Raw genomic sequence first — 17,961 nt, forward strand, 5'->3', positions numbered from 1 at the left:
CTTTTTAAGTTAGGTTACTAAATCATGCGAATCAATTCATCTTTGCTCAATCTAAAGCTTCCTTTTTGGTAAACATCAATCGCTCTAACGCTAACCCCGGTTTCACGAAATCGAGGGTGAGTTCGTAGTATCCCTTACCCAGCCTTACCTCCAGTCCCTCTACAACAATACTTTCGCCGCTAGTCCCATTCATGGGAAGAGACATAGCAAAAACGCCATTAAGACTGATGCTACAAGATGACTGTGCCTGAGAGTTGCGATCATAATGGCCAACACCGCTAAATTGATACACACCAGCTTCAAGCACTTCTATCATCATTGATTTATTGACTTTAGTATTGATAACGAGTTCATCTTGCATAGCTTTTGCTGCAACATTAGAAGTATTACTTTGTGCGATAAACGTCTTAATCGGATCATAGGCTTCTAGTGGTCTATCCATAGCAGGAGTTGCCATGATAAATCGACAAATATTTATCGCTGAACGCTGTAATTCACCTAACATCAACGTGCCCTGCTGCAAAGCCTCTAACGTATTGTCTTTCATACTATTAGATTCGGCACCATCATTTTCAACAACCATGTAAATGTCGTTCTGTGCGCGAATCATAAAAGAAGTGAATCTCTTATCTTCTTTACCGGCCTCAATGGGATCATTCATCTTCGCCCACCAATCCGTCATAACCAGACCGCTAAAGCCCCACTCGCCACGCAAAATAGAAGTATTGAGATCATAATTAGAAGCGCCCCAATGACCATTTATTGGGTTATAACAGGTCATGATAGAAGATGCTTCTCCTTCTTTGACTGCCATCTCAAAACCTTTAAGATGAATTTCACGCAAGGCGCGCTCCGATGCAATACTGTCTACATCAACTCGCGCAGTCTCCTGATCGTTAGCGGCAAAATGCTTAATAGTTCCAGATACTCCTGCTTTTTTTAAGCCGCGAGTTTGAGCCGCGCCCATGACTCCCGTCATCAAAGGATCTTCAGAAAAATATTCAAAATTACGGCCATTCAACGGGTGTCTGTGAATATTAATGCCAGGGCCTAAAAGACTATCGATTTTATTAGCACAAAGCTCTTGACCAATCAGGAAGAAAAGCTCCTCATTTAGTGCTTTGTTCCAAGTACATCCAAGCAAAGTACCTATCGGAACTTGAGTTGCCTTGTGACCACTATCCATACGTATACCTGAAGGCCCATCAGCTACCGCAACAGCAGGAATGCCAAGATGAAAAAGGTTATCACTAAGACCGCCTAAAGCGGCCGCGGTTCCAGGCGTAACTTTAGGGCTACACATCCCTTCACCTCGAACTAAAGAGGCTAACTCCTCACAACTCATCTGCGCAACAAACTCTTCTATACTATTTTGCCCTTCTTTAACATCTTTAAGTTGAATCCCCTGATAGCCCGTTAACTTCAAAGCAGCAGGCATTGCAGACTCAACTCTTTCCTTGAGAGAGATGGCTCTTTGAGGTACAGCTTCATAGGTTTCTTCATAAGTACCATCTTCCTTAAGAGCGCCTGGTTTCAAGCGTTTGAATGGGTAGATAGGTGCTAAAGCTTCAGTTAGATTTTCAACAACTAAAAGTTCATCTAGCTCTATTGTTGTGGGAATTGGAACTGCTTTACGTACACTGCCCCCCACGTAAAACTGGTAACTCCCCTCTTCCAGAACATAACAGGATCGATGCCCAGTGACACCACTATCGTCATAGGAGGCGAGGGACTTAAGTGCAATAGAAACCCGAAGAATTTGTACATCACCAGGCTTAAGAGCCTCAGATTTAGCAAAGCCAGCTAGTACTGAACAGGCTTACCAAGATGCCCTTGTGGCGCTTCGCAATATACTTGCAGCACTTCTTTACTGGTGTACTCTTCACCTATATTTTGCAGTGAAAAATCCAAATGAAGTATACGCTCTATACCCGTACCTTCAATTGAATAGGACTGTAATTCCCGACTAAATTCGGTGTAGGAAAGCCCAGCGCCAAACTCATATTGTACTGCTTGCGGCTTAAAGGTCTCGAAATAACGATATCCGACATAAATATCTTCAACATAACAATTATAATCTTTACGACCGAAATAAGCTGATGAAGGATAATCTGATAACTGATAGGCAACGGTGTCGCACATTCTTCCACTTGGAGATACGTTTCCGGAGATAACGTCAGCGAGAGCATGCCCACCTTCCATCCCTGCAGCCCAACTGTAAATAACCGCCTGAATCGATTCTTTATTATCTATGGTATTCAGCCAAGACATATCCATAATATTAGTAATGTTAAGGATCACAATCACTTTATCAAACTGAGCTGTGACGCCAGTTATCATCGCTTCTTCTTGCTCTGTCAAACGGTAACTACCTGGAGCATCAGCGTTATCTTGATCTTCACCAGCAGTACGACCAATGAAAATAAGCGCTTTATCTGAATTTTTCGCAGCTTGTTCGACAAGTTCGGTATTCAGAGGCATCTCTTGCTGAAACCAAGGTTCAGCAGCCCAACCACCACCTCCATCATCAAAAGGATTTACTTTGATCCATTCTTCATAGACAGCAGCCAGTTCTTCATTAATGTCAATGGTAGGATTACTGCGCAGCCCCTCTAACGCATTCACAGCATAATGAACGTTAACAGCCCCGCCAGATCCCGTACCACTTCGATAGGTATTGACCTGACAACGTCCAAATAAGGATATTTTTTCTCCCTTTTTGATAGGAAGTACGGCATTGCGATTCTCAAGAAGGACTATTCCTTCACAAGCCGATTGCCGGCTTATGGGAATAAGCTTTTCCTGTGCCAAGCTTATCATTTTAGTTTGCATATACTATTCTCTACTATTATTAAAAATTTGTAATAAATCAATAAATCGAAGGTCGTTATGAGCCTATAACAATGCATTCAAACTCAATATGAACTATTAAAGAAACGCCAACTCCTGGCGAAGATAAATACTTGCCCCCAATAACCCTGGGTTAGCATTAGTTATCAAAAAGGTAGGAATGGTTGAAAGATGGTCTTTAAATCGCCCTTTTTCTTCAAAATAATATCTAAACTCGCTCGATTGAAAAAAGTCTATAAAGCGAGGCACAATACCTCCGGCAATATAAACGCCCCCCGTACAGTTCAAATTCAAAGCTATATTGCCCGCGAAGCCACCCATAACCTGACAAAAAACATCCAAACTTCTTCGCGCAATAACGCAACTACCATCCAATGCAGCTTGCGTAACCTCTTTAGGTTGGTCAAATTTTGCTGGTTGATGAGACAAGAGGCAAAGACTTTGGTATAAATTTACTAACCCTTGCCCAGATAAAATACGCTCAGCTGAAACATGTCCAAACTGTTCCTGTAATAAAAATAAAACCTCAGATTGCTCTCGTGTATTAACTGTAAAGCTGACATGGCCACCTTCTCCGTCCAAGCTCACCCATTTACCTTCTAGTTTGACAATGTGTGATACGCCCAACCCCGTTCCAGGACCAAACACCGCAGTGAGACCATCTGTTTGAGCGTTTCCCCCACCAATCTGAATTTTTTCTTCTGCGGAGAGAAACGGTACTGCTAATGAAATGGCTGTGTAGTCATTAAGCAAATATAAAGACGTTAATTGTAATTTTTCTTTAAGTTCCTTTTGTGAAAAAGCCCATTTTAAATTAGTCATTGCGATATAATCGTCCTCAACAGGACAAGCAATGCCAATACAAAGATGTTTAACTTGACCTTGTAATTCAGAAAAATAGTAAACAAGAGCCGCTTCAAGTGTTGCAAAATCCTGGCAGGCAAATTCTTTTAACTGCCCCAACTCTCCTGAGTCAAGATTACAGACGGCAAGCCTAATATTTGTACCACCAACATCAGCAACGACTGATAACATGTTTTTCCCCTAAATAGTAAACTTTAATTATTTTTACAAGCACTGATTATTGCGCCAGTGACCTTTTGTTGACAACTGTAATAGTCAAATACGTCATCTAAATTTTATCAACAATGATGCCAGTGAACGATGAGCATTTAAATAGTGAAAACTTGTATCTTCTATATGAGATTTGGTATCTCTCTTTTCTAGGCAGCACAGATTAATAGTTGCGCTATATAAAAGAGGGGCTGTTCAATATGTTGTATTTTCAGTTACAGACAATACGAAGGAGGAAAGGGTAAGGTGAAAATTATAGTGTTCGGGTGATACCAATTGGAATAAATAGATAGATGGTCTCTTTAACCACTTAAATTAAACTTTGTTATCATGAGTCACTCCAATCTTAGTAAAAATTACCGAAACGGGAGTGACTATTTATATGTTTTAGCTATCTTTTTTTTCAGTCATTACTTCTGTTTCACAGATCATCTTCCAGTATTTAGGTAATACATTAAGTTCACCCGTTACTGTTACGGTTTCATTAAACACGATATCTGTAGCTGAACGACCAATCATAATTTCAAAGTCACCGGGCTCAACTACACGACGATGCATGTTGTCAGTAAAGTTAAGCATATCAACAGGCAATGAGAAATTTACAATACCTGTTTCACCTGCTTTGATATCTACTCTAACAAAACCTTTTAACTCTCGAATAGGTCTTACTAAAGAACACAGTTTATCTTTAACATATAATTGAACAACCTCACAGCCGTCAACAGCGCTGGTATTTTCAATTTCGACTGACACATTAATCGTTCCATTAATATCAACAGAGTGATTATCAATGGATATGTTTTTATAGTCGAAACTTGAATACGTTAGCCCGTAACCAAAGTTATATTTAGAACCAAAATGATAAGCGATCGGTGTTCCACCACTCTTTAATTTATGATTGTAGTAATAAGGTACTGCACCTGCATTCTTAGGGATAGATAACGTTAAACGACCAGATGGCGCTACTTTACCAGTTATGATATCAATGATTGCATCGGCACCTTCTTGTCCAGGGGCCCAACCAAAAATCACACCAGCAGCTTTTTCTTCAGCGCCATTTAGGTTATAGGGACGACCACCTGTTACTAAGATTATAACTGGCTTGCCAGTAGCAATCGCAGCATCAATCAACGCTTGTTGTACACCAGGCAAATCTAGGCTATCGGTATCAGAGCCTTCTCCAATCGTACCTGTTTGAAATAAGCCTGCTAAGTCACCAACACAAACTAATGCAATATCGGCTTCTGCAACCAGCTTTGCAGCTGCTGCAATTTGACTCGTATCTTTTGATACAGGAGACTCTAACTTCTGCCCCATTGCCATATCAACATCACCAGGGAAAACAGGGGCGTTTGCGTGGCGTTCTGTTAATATTTCGCACCCTTTAAGATATGAAACATCAGTAAATTGATCTTTAACTGCTTCTAAAATGGTTTTTGATACTTTTTCCCCATCATCCATGCTACTAAGGATAAGGTGAATCGGGAAACTATATCCCCCCAGTAGAGCAAGCTGATCGTCGGCAGTTGGTCCCACTACGGCTATTTTTTGATCTGTTTTAATCGGTAACGTACCATCATTTTCCATTAAAACCGCTGATTGAGAAGCCACTTGATAAGCAACTTTTTTTGCTTCTTCAGTTTGAAGTTCAATGTTCTCTTCTTTACAGTATGGATTTTCGAATAAACCTAATTCAAACTTAACTTTTAATATACGAGCAACAATTTCATCAATTTTCTCTAATGAGATCAACCCTCTATCCATTGCATTTTGAATATAACTTGAACAGGCATCATCTGGTAATTCAATATCGAGGCCCGCATTAAAAGAGAGAGCAGCCGCTTCTGTGCGATCCGCTGCAATGCCGTGATGAGAAGCGAGTAATTCAATACCGCCATAATCAGCAACAATTAAGCCATCAAAGTCCCATTGATCACGCAATACCGTTGTCAGTAAATATTCTGAGCTATGGCATGGCTCATTATCAATATCATGGTAAGCAGGCATAACTGAGCCTGCATTTGCTAACTTAACCGCCATTTCGAATGGCAGCATAAAAGTATCATTTAGTTCTTTAAATCCAAGGTGCACAGGAGCATGGTTACGCGCACCTTCACTGAATGAATGTCCAACGTAATGTTTTAATGTTGCTAATAAATCACGTTTTTCAGTTTGCAGCCCCTTCACATAACTGGTTGCAAGTACACCAACATGGTATGGATCCTCACCTAACGTTTCTTCTGTTCTACCCCAGCGCACGTCGCGGGAAACATCAAGAACAGGAGCCAAGCCATGATGCGCACCTACTTGACGTACCTCTTCCCCGATAATTCTCCCCATCTCTTCGATAAGCTCAGGATTCCAGGTGTGACCATAATTAAGTGATGACGGGAACAGCGTTGCGCCCTTTGCCATAAGGCCAACTAAACACTCCTCATGAGACATTGCTGGTATACCAAGGCGGGTCTCTTCCACTAAATATTTTTGCAGTAAGTTAAGCGCTTTAACACCCTCTTCTGCTGCAATAGTATGTGTTCCAAGAGGACGTGTAATTTGCCCTAAACCATGTTTTAAACGTTCATCAATCGGTTTACGAGCATCCCCGGAAGCCATCTCTAATTCACGATCTTGATGGTCACCATCAGGACTTAAAATTAACCATTGAGCACCTAACTGCGCTATTTTTTCAGTCAAAGTCATTTGACTCATTAAGTCTTCAAGTCTCTCTTGAACGCTATGATTGGGGTTTTTATAAATGCTCATATTATGGTTCTCATTAGTCGATTGATTATTTAGTGAGGGGTAATATGAATGATTTAAAAAAGTGAATATTAAATCTAGATCATGTTTGCCAAATAACTAAATTCAACAACCAAATAGCACAATAAAAGAACATTATGATCGAACAAAAATCAAACATTTATAACGGTATATTGCTTTAGGTGAAATTAAATTAAATCGATATCTTGACGATATTCATAGGGAGTATAATCGAACTTTTTTTTATATACTTGATATAAATAACTCAGGTTTGGGTAACCACATTGTAGTGCAATAGATTCAATGGAATCGCTACTCATCCTTAATAATTTTTTTGATTTAGCAATTCTTAGGTCAGACAAATACTGATGTACTGTGATATTTTTACAGGCAATAAAACGGTTATCTAGCGTTTTCCGTGATGTCTTACAAAATTCTACAACCTGCTGCACCTTAATATTCAAATGAAAATTATTATGCAGATAATATAGCGCATTATTAACAATTTGATCTTGATTCTCTTCAACGATGGTCGAGTATTCATTTATTAAATCAGTAGGTTGGTACTTCTCTGCTAATATTTTGTTAAATCGCTTAGCCTTAACAAGCACTTCAATGCAACGTCGCCCTAGGTTATAAGGATTGACATTGATAGAGCTTAACGGCATCGCCGACATTTTACGCTCCGCATCATCATAATCGGTGCCGATAATTGAGATCTCACTGGGAACAGCAATATTGTGTGTCACACAGAAGTTAACCAATTTTCGCGCTGCGCGATCTGAAGCACAATAGACACCGAGAGGATATTGTTGTAACGCAACAGCCTGCCGTACATCTTTAAAGTAATTAAGCGCCATTAACTGTGCATGTTGTTCAAAATAATGTTTTCTTTCAAGTGCCCAGCCACTATTAGCCTCACTAGGATATGTATAAAAAGCGACATTTTTAATATTATTTTGTACGAACTGTCCAAGTGCTAAAGAAGAGATATGTTCGTTATCATTCACTAATGTTGACACTAATGGCGGTACATTATCTATCTGATAACTCGAGTAAAGAAGTATATTACCAGTTAAACGAGGAATCACTTCATGATGATCTGCTTTATCAAAATCTGCAATAACGTAATCCCATTGCTGAGATAAAATATCATCGACATTTTCTATTGACTCAATATGAATGGAAATTTTCAGTTGATATTCATTAACTTTTGAGGTGATACCTTTTAGTATCTCACGATCGTAATAAAACATTGTGTCAATTAATAGAAGCAACTTATGCATAGTGATGGATCCGAGCTTAAAAGATACAATAAAGAATATAAGGCTAGCGTTAATGAAGCTAAAACCACGTGAAAAAATGCATGTTAAATGCAATTTATACTAATTTTGTCATAGTATATAACGACAAACCAATTATTCTCCTCGGTTAGTATTCATAATACAATGCCATTGTAATATTTTGCAGAAGCACTTATAAATTTAGCTATGAAATATGATAAAAGAAACATCTAATTAACACTTCACAAAAGAAAATAACAAATAAAATACCAAGCGCATATATTCAAACGTTCACACACTGCACATTACGTGCGCTACATCCCAAAAATAACGAATAAAAAATCATTCAGCTTTTAACTCCAAAAAATATAAACCATTAATTTTAAAAAGCTTTTGTTTTTTTTTGCACTATCTCGTTATGATAAAAACCACACATACCAAATATCATAAAGAGATTACCAATTTACACTAATTGATAAATAAGGGGGTGACGAGAATAATAATCCCATCCTAAAGTTAATCGGAGTTACATGAAAATGAACACTATCAAGTTATCAATCAAAGAAAAAATCGGCTATGGATTGGGCGATACAGGCTGTAATTTAGTCTGGCAGACAGTGATGTTATTTCTTGCTTACTTCTACACAGACATTTACGGTTTATCCCCTGCTCACATGGGCACCATGTTTCTTCTAGTTAGATTTATTGATGCTGTTACAGATCCACTAATGGGCTCTTTAGTTGATCGTACCAAGACTAAATATGGTCGCTACCGCCCCTACATTCTGTGGATGGCAGTTCCATTTGGTGTGGCATGTATGTGTGCTTTCTTTACTCCTGATTTAGGCCCAACTGGTAAAATTATTTACGCTTACGCTTCTTATATCTTCTTAACATTGATGTACACCGCTATCAATGTACCTTACTGTGCGATGGCAAATGCAATGACCAACAGCTCAGAAGAGCGAACATCACTGCAATCGTACCGTTTTGCATTAAGCACTGCAGGAGGATTAGTGGTTGCGATGGTTGCACTACCATTAGTCGATATTATTGGTCAAGGTGATGTACAAAAAGGGTATCTTGGTGCGATGAGTGTGATGGGCCTTGCCGCTATTGCTTTCTTCTTTATCTGTTTTTCTACAACCAAAGAAAATGTGACGCCTGAAGAGACAGAGATTAAGCAGTCTGTATGGAAAGACCTTGCTCTACTAATGAAAAATAATCAATGGCGTGTGCTGTTCATTCTAAACGTTATACTATTAACGGGGGCTGTACTCAAAGGCGCAACTACAATGTATTATGTAAATAATGTAATGGGTCGCCCAGATTTAGCCACTATATTCATGGTTGTTAGTATGGTAGCCAGCATTATTGGCGCGCTGGCATCCGGTCCCCTGTTAGGCAAATACAATAAACCTACTGTTTACCGTATTTTAATCTCCCTTTCTGGTTTCTTATGTGCAGTCCTTTACTTTGTTGATCCAACTAATTTAACGCTATTATTTACATTAGTCATTGCTTTAAGTGTGGTGCAAACAAGTACAACGCCAATCCTATGGAGCATGATGTCTGATGTTGTTGACCATGAAAAAACGCGTAGCAATCGTTCACTAAGTGGCATGATCTTCTCAACGAATCTCTTCGCAATTAAACTCGGTATTGCAATTGGCGGTGCATCAGTAGGCTGGATTCTTGCTTACTCTGGATACGTTGGTGGCGCAGAGATGCAAACACCTGAGGTTGTTAATGTAATCAACCTATTATTTACTGTTATCCCTGGTGTTATGTTCGCAGTACTAGCTGCGATAATGATGTTCTATACACTTGATAATGACAAACTAGCGAAAATCAAAGCCCTACTGGTATTGGATGCAAAAGAAAAAGAAGGGATGAAACCACTAGTGCATACTGTAGAGCTTAGCTAAATAGAGCCTATATCAACGGGCTGGTTACTCACCAGCCTAATTGTTAATCCGCACTATATTCAAGGTGCTTACAGACAAAAATAACGAGGCAGTTTATGAATAACAACAACACAACCAACGATCAGCAAGAAGAACAGAATACCGTTACTCAAGGAATTGAAGCAACCCATTCTACAAATGCTCTTTCAGCACCGCTAGTAACGCATATGTACACAGCAGATCCTTCTGCACACGTATTTAATAATAAGATTTATATCTACCCTTCTCACGACGTTGAAAATGATTTACCACTGGGCAATGATGGGGATCACTTTGATATGCGTGATTACCATGTATTTTCGCTAGATAGACCACATGGTAAAGTAACTGACCATGGCAATGTACTTGATGTTAAAAATGTGAAATGGGCCGAACGTCAAATGTGGGCGCCAGATGCTGCCGAAAAAGATGGTAAATACTATCTCTATTTCCCAGCTAAAAACTACCAAGGAATTTTCCACATCGGAGTTGCAGTTGCAGACCAACCAGAAGGTCCTTTTGTACCTGAAGATACCCATATTGCAGGTTCATTTAGTATTGACCCCGCAGTTTACCAAGATGATGATAACCAATATTATTTATTGTTTGGTGGTATCTCAGGGGGGCAATTACAAAATTGGCGCAATGGTGAATTTGGTGAAGAGATTTATCCAGCTGATGATGAAGCCGCATTAAAACCGATTATTGCTAAGCTTGCAGAGAACATGACTGACCTTGCAGAAGCTCCGTGTGAAATCGATATTGTAGATGAAAATGGTGACTTATTACGCGCAGGAGACATCGATCGTCGTTATTTCGAAGGTCCTTGGATGCACAAACATAATGGTATCTATTACTTCTCATATTCAACTGGCGACAGTCACAAAATAGTGTATGCAACAAGTGATTCTCCTTACGGGCCATTTACCTACCAAGGGGTTATTCTTGAACCGGTTATTGGTTGGACAACGCACCACTCAATCGCTAAATTTGAAGGTAAATGGTACCTTTTCTACCACGACAGCTCTCTTTCTGGTGGCCAAACACACTTAAGAAATATCAAGATGACTGAGCTTACTCATAATCCTGATAACAGCATACAAACCATTAAGCCTTACGGTTAAATTACTGATTTTCCATATCAACATAGAAAGGTGAGCTCTGACTCACCTTTTTCGTATGCTTCGCTCATGTCGCACATAGCACTCCTTTGCTTTATTGTTACCAATGTTTAAATCTTTGCTATTTAAAAACAGGTCATGAGTAATCACGAGAGTTATCACACATTTAACAGATTGATGAACTAAGTGACTAAATTTCATAATTGAATTGAATGAGTAAACAGCGTTATATAAGTGTAATAAAATCTATTAATTCCTCTCTACTATTTACTCATTAGCTGATAGTAAAAGTGAGGATTCACTTACTCGAGAAAATGATGACTAACAAAATATTTAACCCTATATTAAAAGGCTTCAATCCAGATCCTTCTATCATCCGCGTTGGTGATGATTATTATATCGCTACATCTACCTTTGAGTGGTTTCCTGGTATTCAGATTCATCACTCCAAAGATTTAATCAATTGGCACTTAATAGGGCACGCATTGACGCGTACATCACAACTTGATATGAAAGGCATGGATAATTCTGAAGGTGTTTATGCTCCTGCACTGACTTACTCAGATGGAAAATTTTGGCTCTGTTTTTCTAATGTCCATGCATGCCGAGGTGGAAATTGGATGGCGACCCCCTCTTTTGTTGTGACTGCAGATGCACCTACAGGCCCTTGGAGCGATCCTGTTTCTATTGGTAATTATGGATTTGATCCTTCTCTATTTCATGATGATGACGGCAAAAAATATATGCTTAATATGGTCTGGGATGGCCGAGCGGATAAAAATTTTTTTGGCGGTATTATGCTGCAGCAGTTTGATCCCGACTCAGGCAAACTACTCAACAAAGCAAAAAATATATTTAAGGGCACTCGATTGGGTTGTACTGAAGGTCCTCAAATGCTCAAAAAAGGTGATTATTATTACTTAATCACCGCGGAAGGCGGTACTGGTATTGATCATGCAGTCACCGTATGTCGCTCTAAAAATATAGATGGGCCTTATGAAGTACACCCCAATAACCCTATTTTAACAAGTCGTTTTCAAGAGGATGCGCCTTTACAGCGTGCAGGGCATGGTTTTTTTGTGGAAACTCAAGATGGAGAATGGTACCTAAGCCACCTTTGTAGTCGTGGTATCGTCAATCCAGAGGGCTATCAGTTTATGCCCGTATACAATAATCTTTACTCGCCACTTGGGCGAGAAACTGCTTTACAAAAAGCCCACTGGGAAGATGGTTGGCCATACGTGAGCAGCGGCAAAACACCCGTTGTGGAAGTGCCTGCGCCAGATTTACCGTTTTGTCCATGGCCAGTACAAAATGCCCTTGATGACTTCGATAATACAAAGCTACGTTTAGATTATCAAACCTTGCGCGAACCTGCTGATGAAAAATGGATTTCGTTAACAGAGCGTCCAGGGTATTTACGTTTAAAGGGACGCCATTATTTATCCTCTCGCTATCAACAAAGTTTAATAGCGAGACGTTTTCAATCTCACTCCGCCCGTGCAGAAACTAAAATGCAATTTAAACCAGAAACACCATATCAGATGGCAGGTTTATGCGCCTATTATGCACGAAATGGTCACTATTTTCTTAAAATGAGCGCAACAGATGAAGGCGAGAGAGTGCTACAAATTGTCGGTAATATCAATGACAATTATAGAGAATTTTCTGAAGAGGTTAGCATTGGTAATATAAGTCAAGTATACATGCGCTTAACCTTAGAGGAGCAGTGGTATAAATATAGTTATTCTCTTGATGCAAAAACTTGGTACAGGATCGGTCCGGCATTGAATAGTACTCCATTATCTGATGAAGGTGGGCCCGATGTATTTCGTTTCACAGGTAGTTTTGTTGCATTATTTGCAGCAGATATTAGTGGTCAAAATACAGCGGCTGATTTTGATTATTTAGAGTATTTAGAATTTTAGCCAGCCTCATTATTAAATTTCCCTGAAAAAATAAAACCGATCTTAAGATCGGTTTTATTTTTAGCATTCTAAGGAATCAACCTACTAAGCAAGCAATTGAGTTGCTTGTTCAACGACATTCTCAACAGTAAAACCAAACATTTTAAACAGCTCATCAGCCGGTGCTGATTCACCAAATGTTGTCATACCAACAATACGCCCGTTTAGCCCAACGTATTTATACCAGAAATCAGCAATACCAGCTTCAATCGCAATACGAGCCGTCACATTAGCAGGTAAGACTGATTCACGGTAGGCCGCATCCTGCTTATCAAATACATCCGTCGCAGGCATCGAAACAACACGCACTTGCTTACCATTCGCGGTTAACTCTAGCGCAGCAGAAACTGCTAGCTCAACTTCAGAACCCGTTGCAATTAATATTAAATCGGGTGTGCCGACACAATCTTTAAGGATATAACCACCTTTAGTGATGTTCGCTAACTGCACGGCATCACGCGGTTGTTGCGCAAGGTTTTGACGAGAGAAAATTAACGCCGTAGGGCCATCTTTACGTTCAATCGCTAATTTCCAAGCAACAGCCGATTCTACTTGGTCACACGGTCGCCATGTGCTCATATTGGGTGTCAAGCGCAATGAAGCAATCTGCTCGACAGGTTGATGGGTAGGCCCATCTTCACCTAAACCAATTGAATCATGGGTGTACACTTGAATATTTTGCACCTTCATCAAAGCAGCCATGCGCATTGCATTACGAGCATACTCCATAAACATTAAGAAGGTAGCACCGTATGCGACAAAGCCACCGTGCAGCGCAATACCATTCATGATTGCTGTCATACCAAATTCGCGTACACCATAATGGATATAGTTACCTGAAAAATCATTCGCTGTTAATGATTTAGAGCCCGACCATATGGTTAGATTTGAAGGTGCAAGATCAGCAGATCCCCCCATAAATTCAGGCAACATAGGTCCAAAGGCTTCTAATGCATTTTGCGATGCTTTACGTGATGCAATATTCGCAGGCGTTGCCTGTAAATCAGCAATAATTGTATTGGTTTTTGCTTCCCAATCATTAGGAAGTTCACCACTTACACGACGTTTAAATTCTAACGCCAACTCAGGATATTTTGCCTGGTAAGCTGAAAATTTCTTATCCCACGCAGCTTCCTTATCTGCGCCTGCTTTTTTCGCATCCCATTCAGCGTAGATTTCCGACGGTATTTCAAAAGATTCATACTCCCAATTTAATTTTTTACGTGCGGCTAATATCTCATCATTACCAAGTGGTGCTCCGTGACAATCGTGAGATCCTTCTTTATTTGGAGAACCAAAACCAATAATGGTTTTAGTGCAAATAAGTGTCGGTTTACCCGTTTCAGCTTTAGCCGCTTCAATTGCTTTATTGACCGCCTCTGCATCATGGCCATCAACAGAAGGAATAACATGCCAACCATAAGATTCAAAACGTTGAACAGTATCATCAGTAAACCAACCTTCCACTTCACCATCAATTGAAATGCCGTTGTCGTCCCAGAATGCGATTAACTTACCTAAACCTAATGTGCCTGCGAGAGAGCAAACTTCATGCGATATGCCCTCCATCAAACAACCATCACCCATGAACACATAGGTATTATGATCAACGATCTCATGATCTTCTCTATTAAACTGTGCAGCCAATGCTCGCTCAGCCATTGCCATACCCACCGCATTGGCAATCCCCTGCCCTAGTGGACCGGTCGTTGTTTCAATACCGGGAGCATAGCCATACTCAGGATGCCCAGGTGTTTTAGAATGCAGTTGACGGAAATTTTTCAGATCATTGATCGAAAGTTCGTAACCCGTTAAGTGCAGTAAAGAGTAAATCAACATCGAGCCATGACCATTAGATAAAATAAAGCGGTCGCGATCTGCCCAATTGGGGTTTTGTGGATTATGGTCTAAATGTCCTCGCCATAATACCTCTGCAATATCAGCCATGCCCATTGGCGCGCCGGGGTGACCTGAATTGGCTTGTTGTACGCCATCCATACTTAATGCACGAATTGCATTAGCCAGTTTTTTTCGGTTCATAATATGCCTATTTTTAACACTAAGTTATTGTGAGTTTATATGTTTGTCTACTTATGCAAATTTCTTTGCGGTAACATCTTGCTGCAAATAATCTTCAATCATCGCTTCTAACTTAACTTGATCAACAGCAAAGCCACGTATACCTTCGGCTAGTTTTTCAAATGCCATAGGATCTTGTTGGTGCTGCCATAAAAACTCTGATTGCGTAATCTTTTCAGGCTGTACTTTAGTCGCACCGTTATCAACAAGTTTTATAACAAGTGGCTCTGTGGATTCACTTAAATCTTGTAATAAAGCAGGGCTAATGGTTAAACGGTCACAACCAGCAAGCTCTGTTATTTCACCAAGGTTGCGGAAACTTGCCCCCATAACTACCGTCTTGTAACCATGCTCTTTGTAGTAGTTAAAAATATTAGTAACAGAAATCACACCAGGATCTTCAACGGCCTCAAATGTACGCCCCTCTTTAGCTTTATACCAATCCATGATACGGCCAACAAATGGAGAGATAAGGTAAACTCCCGCTTCAGCACAAGCTCGCGCCTGAGCAAAAGAGAATAAAAGTGTTAGGTTACAGTTGATCCCCTCTTTTTCTAGAATTTCAGCAGCACGAATGCCTTCCCAAGTAGAGGCGATTTTAATTAAAATACGATCGTTAGCGATGCCAGCATCGTTATACATTTTGATAAGTTTACGTGCTTTAAGTACTGTTTTTTCAGTATCGTATGAGAGACGAACATCAACTTCGGTGGAGATACGACCAGGGATCTGTTTTAATATTTCTTTGCCTATGTTAACTGCTAACATATCGCAAGTATCGACAACTTGTTGCGCTTTATCTGTGCTCTGCTCTTTTGCATAAGCCATTGCCGCATCAATCAGATCAGAATAACTTTCTAATTGTGCCGCTTTTAATATTAAAGATGGGTTCGTCGTTGCATCTTCAGGCTTATATTTTAAAATGGCATCCACCTCACCGGTATCAGCCACGACTGTTGTCATTTGTTGTAATTGCTGTAATTGATTCATTAATTTACTCTTTTTAAGTTCTTGCTTAGCAGGCTGATATTCATCATTAAGCGATTAAACTTAGTGCATTTCAACGATATCAGCACTGTCAAAAAATATTAGTTAGAAAAGATCTTTCAACTGTACGTAAAGTTGTTGGAATTTTTGTCGTTTCAGTGCATAACTTGCATGGTTTTGACTATCCGGAATATGTGTTTGGATTAACTCCGGCACAGGGCAAACATCTTCTATTTTCGCATTTGCAATTGTACCTAAGTGAGCAAGGCGTGCGGCGCCCAATGCAGGGCCAACATCCCCACCAGCACGATAGACAAGCTTTTTATTGAATACGTCAGCTAACATCTGACGCCAGTAAGGGCTTCGTGCACCACCACCAATAAGCGAAATTTCTTCAGGTTCATTGCCAGTGATATGGAGTGCATCTAAGCCATCAGCAAAAGCAAAGGCAACCCCTTCTAAGACCGCTTTAGTTAACTCTGGTCGTGAAGTTTCATGCGTCATTCCAAAGAACACACCTTTAGCTTCTGGGTTATTATGCGGGGTACGCTCACCCGATAAATAAGGGAGGAAAATAACATCAGAGTCAGCACTTGCTTCTGCTTCGATCTCAGCAAGCATCTTAGGCACACTCTCCGACCCTGTTAATTTAGCAACCCAATCAAGGCAAGATGCAGCACTTAAAATAACTGACATTGAGTGCCAAGAAGCAGGTAAAGCATGGCAGAAAGTGTGTAATGCTGATTCTGGATTTGCAGCAAAACCGTCGGTAACCGCGAAATAAACACCTGATGTGCCTAGCGATAACATCGCTTGCCCCGGTTGTGTAAGACCAACACCAATCGCGCCAGCGGCATTATCACCAGCGCCAGCAATAACAGGTACACAGGGCATATTCCAGCGCTTTGCAACGTCTTCTGATAAATGTCCTGTTATCTCGCTACCTTCATATAATTTAGGCATTTGAGCACGTGTTAGCCCCGTTGCCGTTAACAGTTCATCATTCCAGTCACGTTTAGCAACGTCTAACCACATTGTGCCGGCTGAATCAGACATATCCGATGCAAAATCTCCAGTCATACAGTAACGTAGATAGTCTTTTGGTAATAAAACTTTATCTATTTGTGCAAAACATTCTGGCTCGTGGTTTTGTACCCACTTTAATTTTGGCGCAGTAAATCCAGGCATCATGATATTGCCCGTTATTTCGCGACTCGTTGGCACTAATTTTTCAATCTCTAAGCACTCTTCCGAACAACGGCCATCGTTCCACAAAATGGCAGGACGTAGCACTTCACCTGTTTTATTTAATAGTGTTGCACCATGCATTTGTCCCGCTATACCAATCGCAGTAACGGCAGAGAGATCAATCTCTTTTGATAACGCGATAATGGCTTGGTCTGTTGCACTCCACCATTCTTGAGGATCTTGCTCAGACCATAGTGGCGCAGGTCGTGAAATAGAGATTGAAACGGTTTTGGTTCCTAAAATAAGACCACGCTGGTCAAGTAAAATAGCCTTAACTCCAGATGTTCCAAGATCAATACCAATAAACATACAACGTTCCTTTTTTATTCATGCAGTAAATATGCTTTAATTCAGCAAAATTAATATGCGTTTGAGGGTTTTTTGTAATTCAAAGAATACGCTCTCGCTGTAGGTCTTAACAATTACGTTTTTTAGTACACTGTTTCATTGATTTAGTGAACGTGTCTTAGATCACAAACAGAGACTAGAATAGTTACTGATAAAAACTCTTAACCCGAGTCCTCATTTAAGCTTATTGATGAGTGTAGCCTCCTATTTAGGCGTAGCTGTAAATGAATATTAGCGAGGTGTAGAGTGCAGAATTTTCTATTTAAATTTCGCTCAATGTTAGAAACTAAAATATTGT

General features: G+C 40.0%; 11 protein-coding genes and 1 pseudogene. 3 read left to right on the top strand and 9 right to left on the bottom strand.

The features are described from left to right. Positions 1 to 46: 46 nt before the first annotated feature. From AB2N10_RS09840 to AB2N10_RS09865, 6 genes and pseudogenes are all read right to left on the bottom strand, one after another. Positions 47 to 1,651, bottom strand: a complete 1,605-nt coding sequence (locus AB2N10_RS09840) for a glycoside hydrolase family 3 N-terminal domain-containing protein (RefSeq protein WP_354623829.1) — start codon at positions 1,649 to 1,651, stop codon at positions 47 to 49. A 48-nt stretch (positions 1,652 to 1,699) separates the two neighbouring features. Next, positions 1,700 to 1,759: pseudogene (locus AB2N10_RS09845) on the bottom strand (hypothetical protein); the annotation flags it as partial. Positions 1,760 to 1,803: 44 nt separating this feature from the next. Continuing rightward, a complete protein-coding gene (locus AB2N10_RS09850; protein ID WP_369433775.1) occupies positions 1,804 to 2,832 on the bottom strand; it encodes a glycoside hydrolase family 3 C-terminal domain-containing protein in 1,029 nt (342 codons plus the stop codon). Positions 2,833 to 2,928: 96 nt separating this feature from the next. After that, the gene (locus AB2N10_RS09855; protein WP_354623827.1) at positions 2,929 to 3,885 is read right to left on the bottom strand and encodes a glucokinase; all 957 of its coding nucleotides are present in this window, start codon (positions 3,883 to 3,885) and stop codon (positions 2,929 to 2,931) included. A gap of 426 nt (positions 3,886 to 4,311) precedes the next feature. Next, a complete protein-coding gene (locus AB2N10_RS09860; protein WP_354623826.1) occupies positions 4,312 to 6,687 on the bottom strand; it encodes a glycoside hydrolase family 3 N-terminal domain-containing protein in 2,376 nt (791 codons plus the stop codon). A gap of 185 nt (positions 6,688 to 6,872) precedes the next feature. Then, the gene (locus AB2N10_RS09865) at positions 6,873 to 7,970 is read right to left on the bottom strand and encodes a helix-turn-helix domain-containing protein (RefSeq protein ID WP_354623825.1); all 1,098 of its coding nucleotides are present in this window, start codon (positions 7,968 to 7,970) and stop codon (positions 6,873 to 6,875) included. 527 nt (positions 7,971 to 8,497) lie between these two features. On the opposite strand from AB2N10_RS09865, the gene AB2N10_RS09870 reads away from it, so the two are divergent. The 3 genes from AB2N10_RS09870 to AB2N10_RS09880 all read left to right on the top strand — a co-directional run bounded on the left by AB2N10_RS09870 (position 8,498) and on the right by AB2N10_RS09880 (position 12,962). Next, the gene (locus tag AB2N10_RS09870; protein WP_354623824.1) at positions 8,498 to 9,895 is read left to right on the top strand and encodes a glycoside-pentoside-hexuronide (GPH):cation symporter; all 1,398 of its coding nucleotides are present in this window, start codon (positions 8,498 to 8,500) and stop codon (positions 9,893 to 9,895) included. A 95-nt stretch (positions 9,896 to 9,990) separates the two neighbouring features. Further along, positions 9,991 to 11,037, top strand: a complete 1,047-nt coding sequence (locus AB2N10_RS09875) for a glycoside hydrolase family 43 protein (RefSeq protein WP_369433776.1) — start codon at positions 9,991 to 9,993, stop codon at positions 11,035 to 11,037. A 311-nt stretch (positions 11,038 to 11,348) separates the two neighbouring features. Then, a complete protein-coding gene (locus AB2N10_RS09880) occupies positions 11,349 to 12,962 on the top strand; it encodes a glycoside hydrolase family 43 protein (protein WP_369433777.1) in 1,614 nt (537 codons plus the stop codon). 84 nt (positions 12,963 to 13,046) lie between these two features. On the opposite strand, the gene tkt is transcribed toward AB2N10_RS09880, so the two are convergent. The 3 genes from tkt to xylB form a co-directional block, all read right to left on the bottom strand. Then, positions 13,047 to 15,044 (bottom strand): transketolase, encoded by a 1,998-nt coding sequence (gene tkt / locus AB2N10_RS09885; RefSeq protein ID WP_369434667.1) that lies wholly within the window; start codon positions 15,042 to 15,044, stop codon positions 13,047 to 13,049. A gap of 48 nt (positions 15,045 to 15,092) precedes the next feature. Continuing rightward, the gene (tal, locus tag AB2N10_RS09890) at positions 15,093 to 16,070 is read right to left on the bottom strand and encodes a transaldolase (protein ID WP_369433778.1); all 978 of its coding nucleotides are present in this window, start codon (positions 16,068 to 16,070) and stop codon (positions 15,093 to 15,095) included. A gap of 102 nt (positions 16,071 to 16,172) precedes the next feature. Then, complete coding sequence (xylB, locus tag AB2N10_RS09895) at positions 16,173 to 17,624, bottom strand: xylulokinase (protein ID WP_354623821.1); 1,452 nt, start codon at positions 17,622 to 17,624, stop codon at positions 16,173 to 16,175. Positions 17,625 to 17,961 lie beyond the last annotated feature (337 nt).

The organism is Psychromonas sp. MME1 (assembly GCF_041080865.1).
GTDB lineage: Bacteria > Pseudomonadota > Gammaproteobacteria > Enterobacterales > Psychromonadaceae > Psychromonas.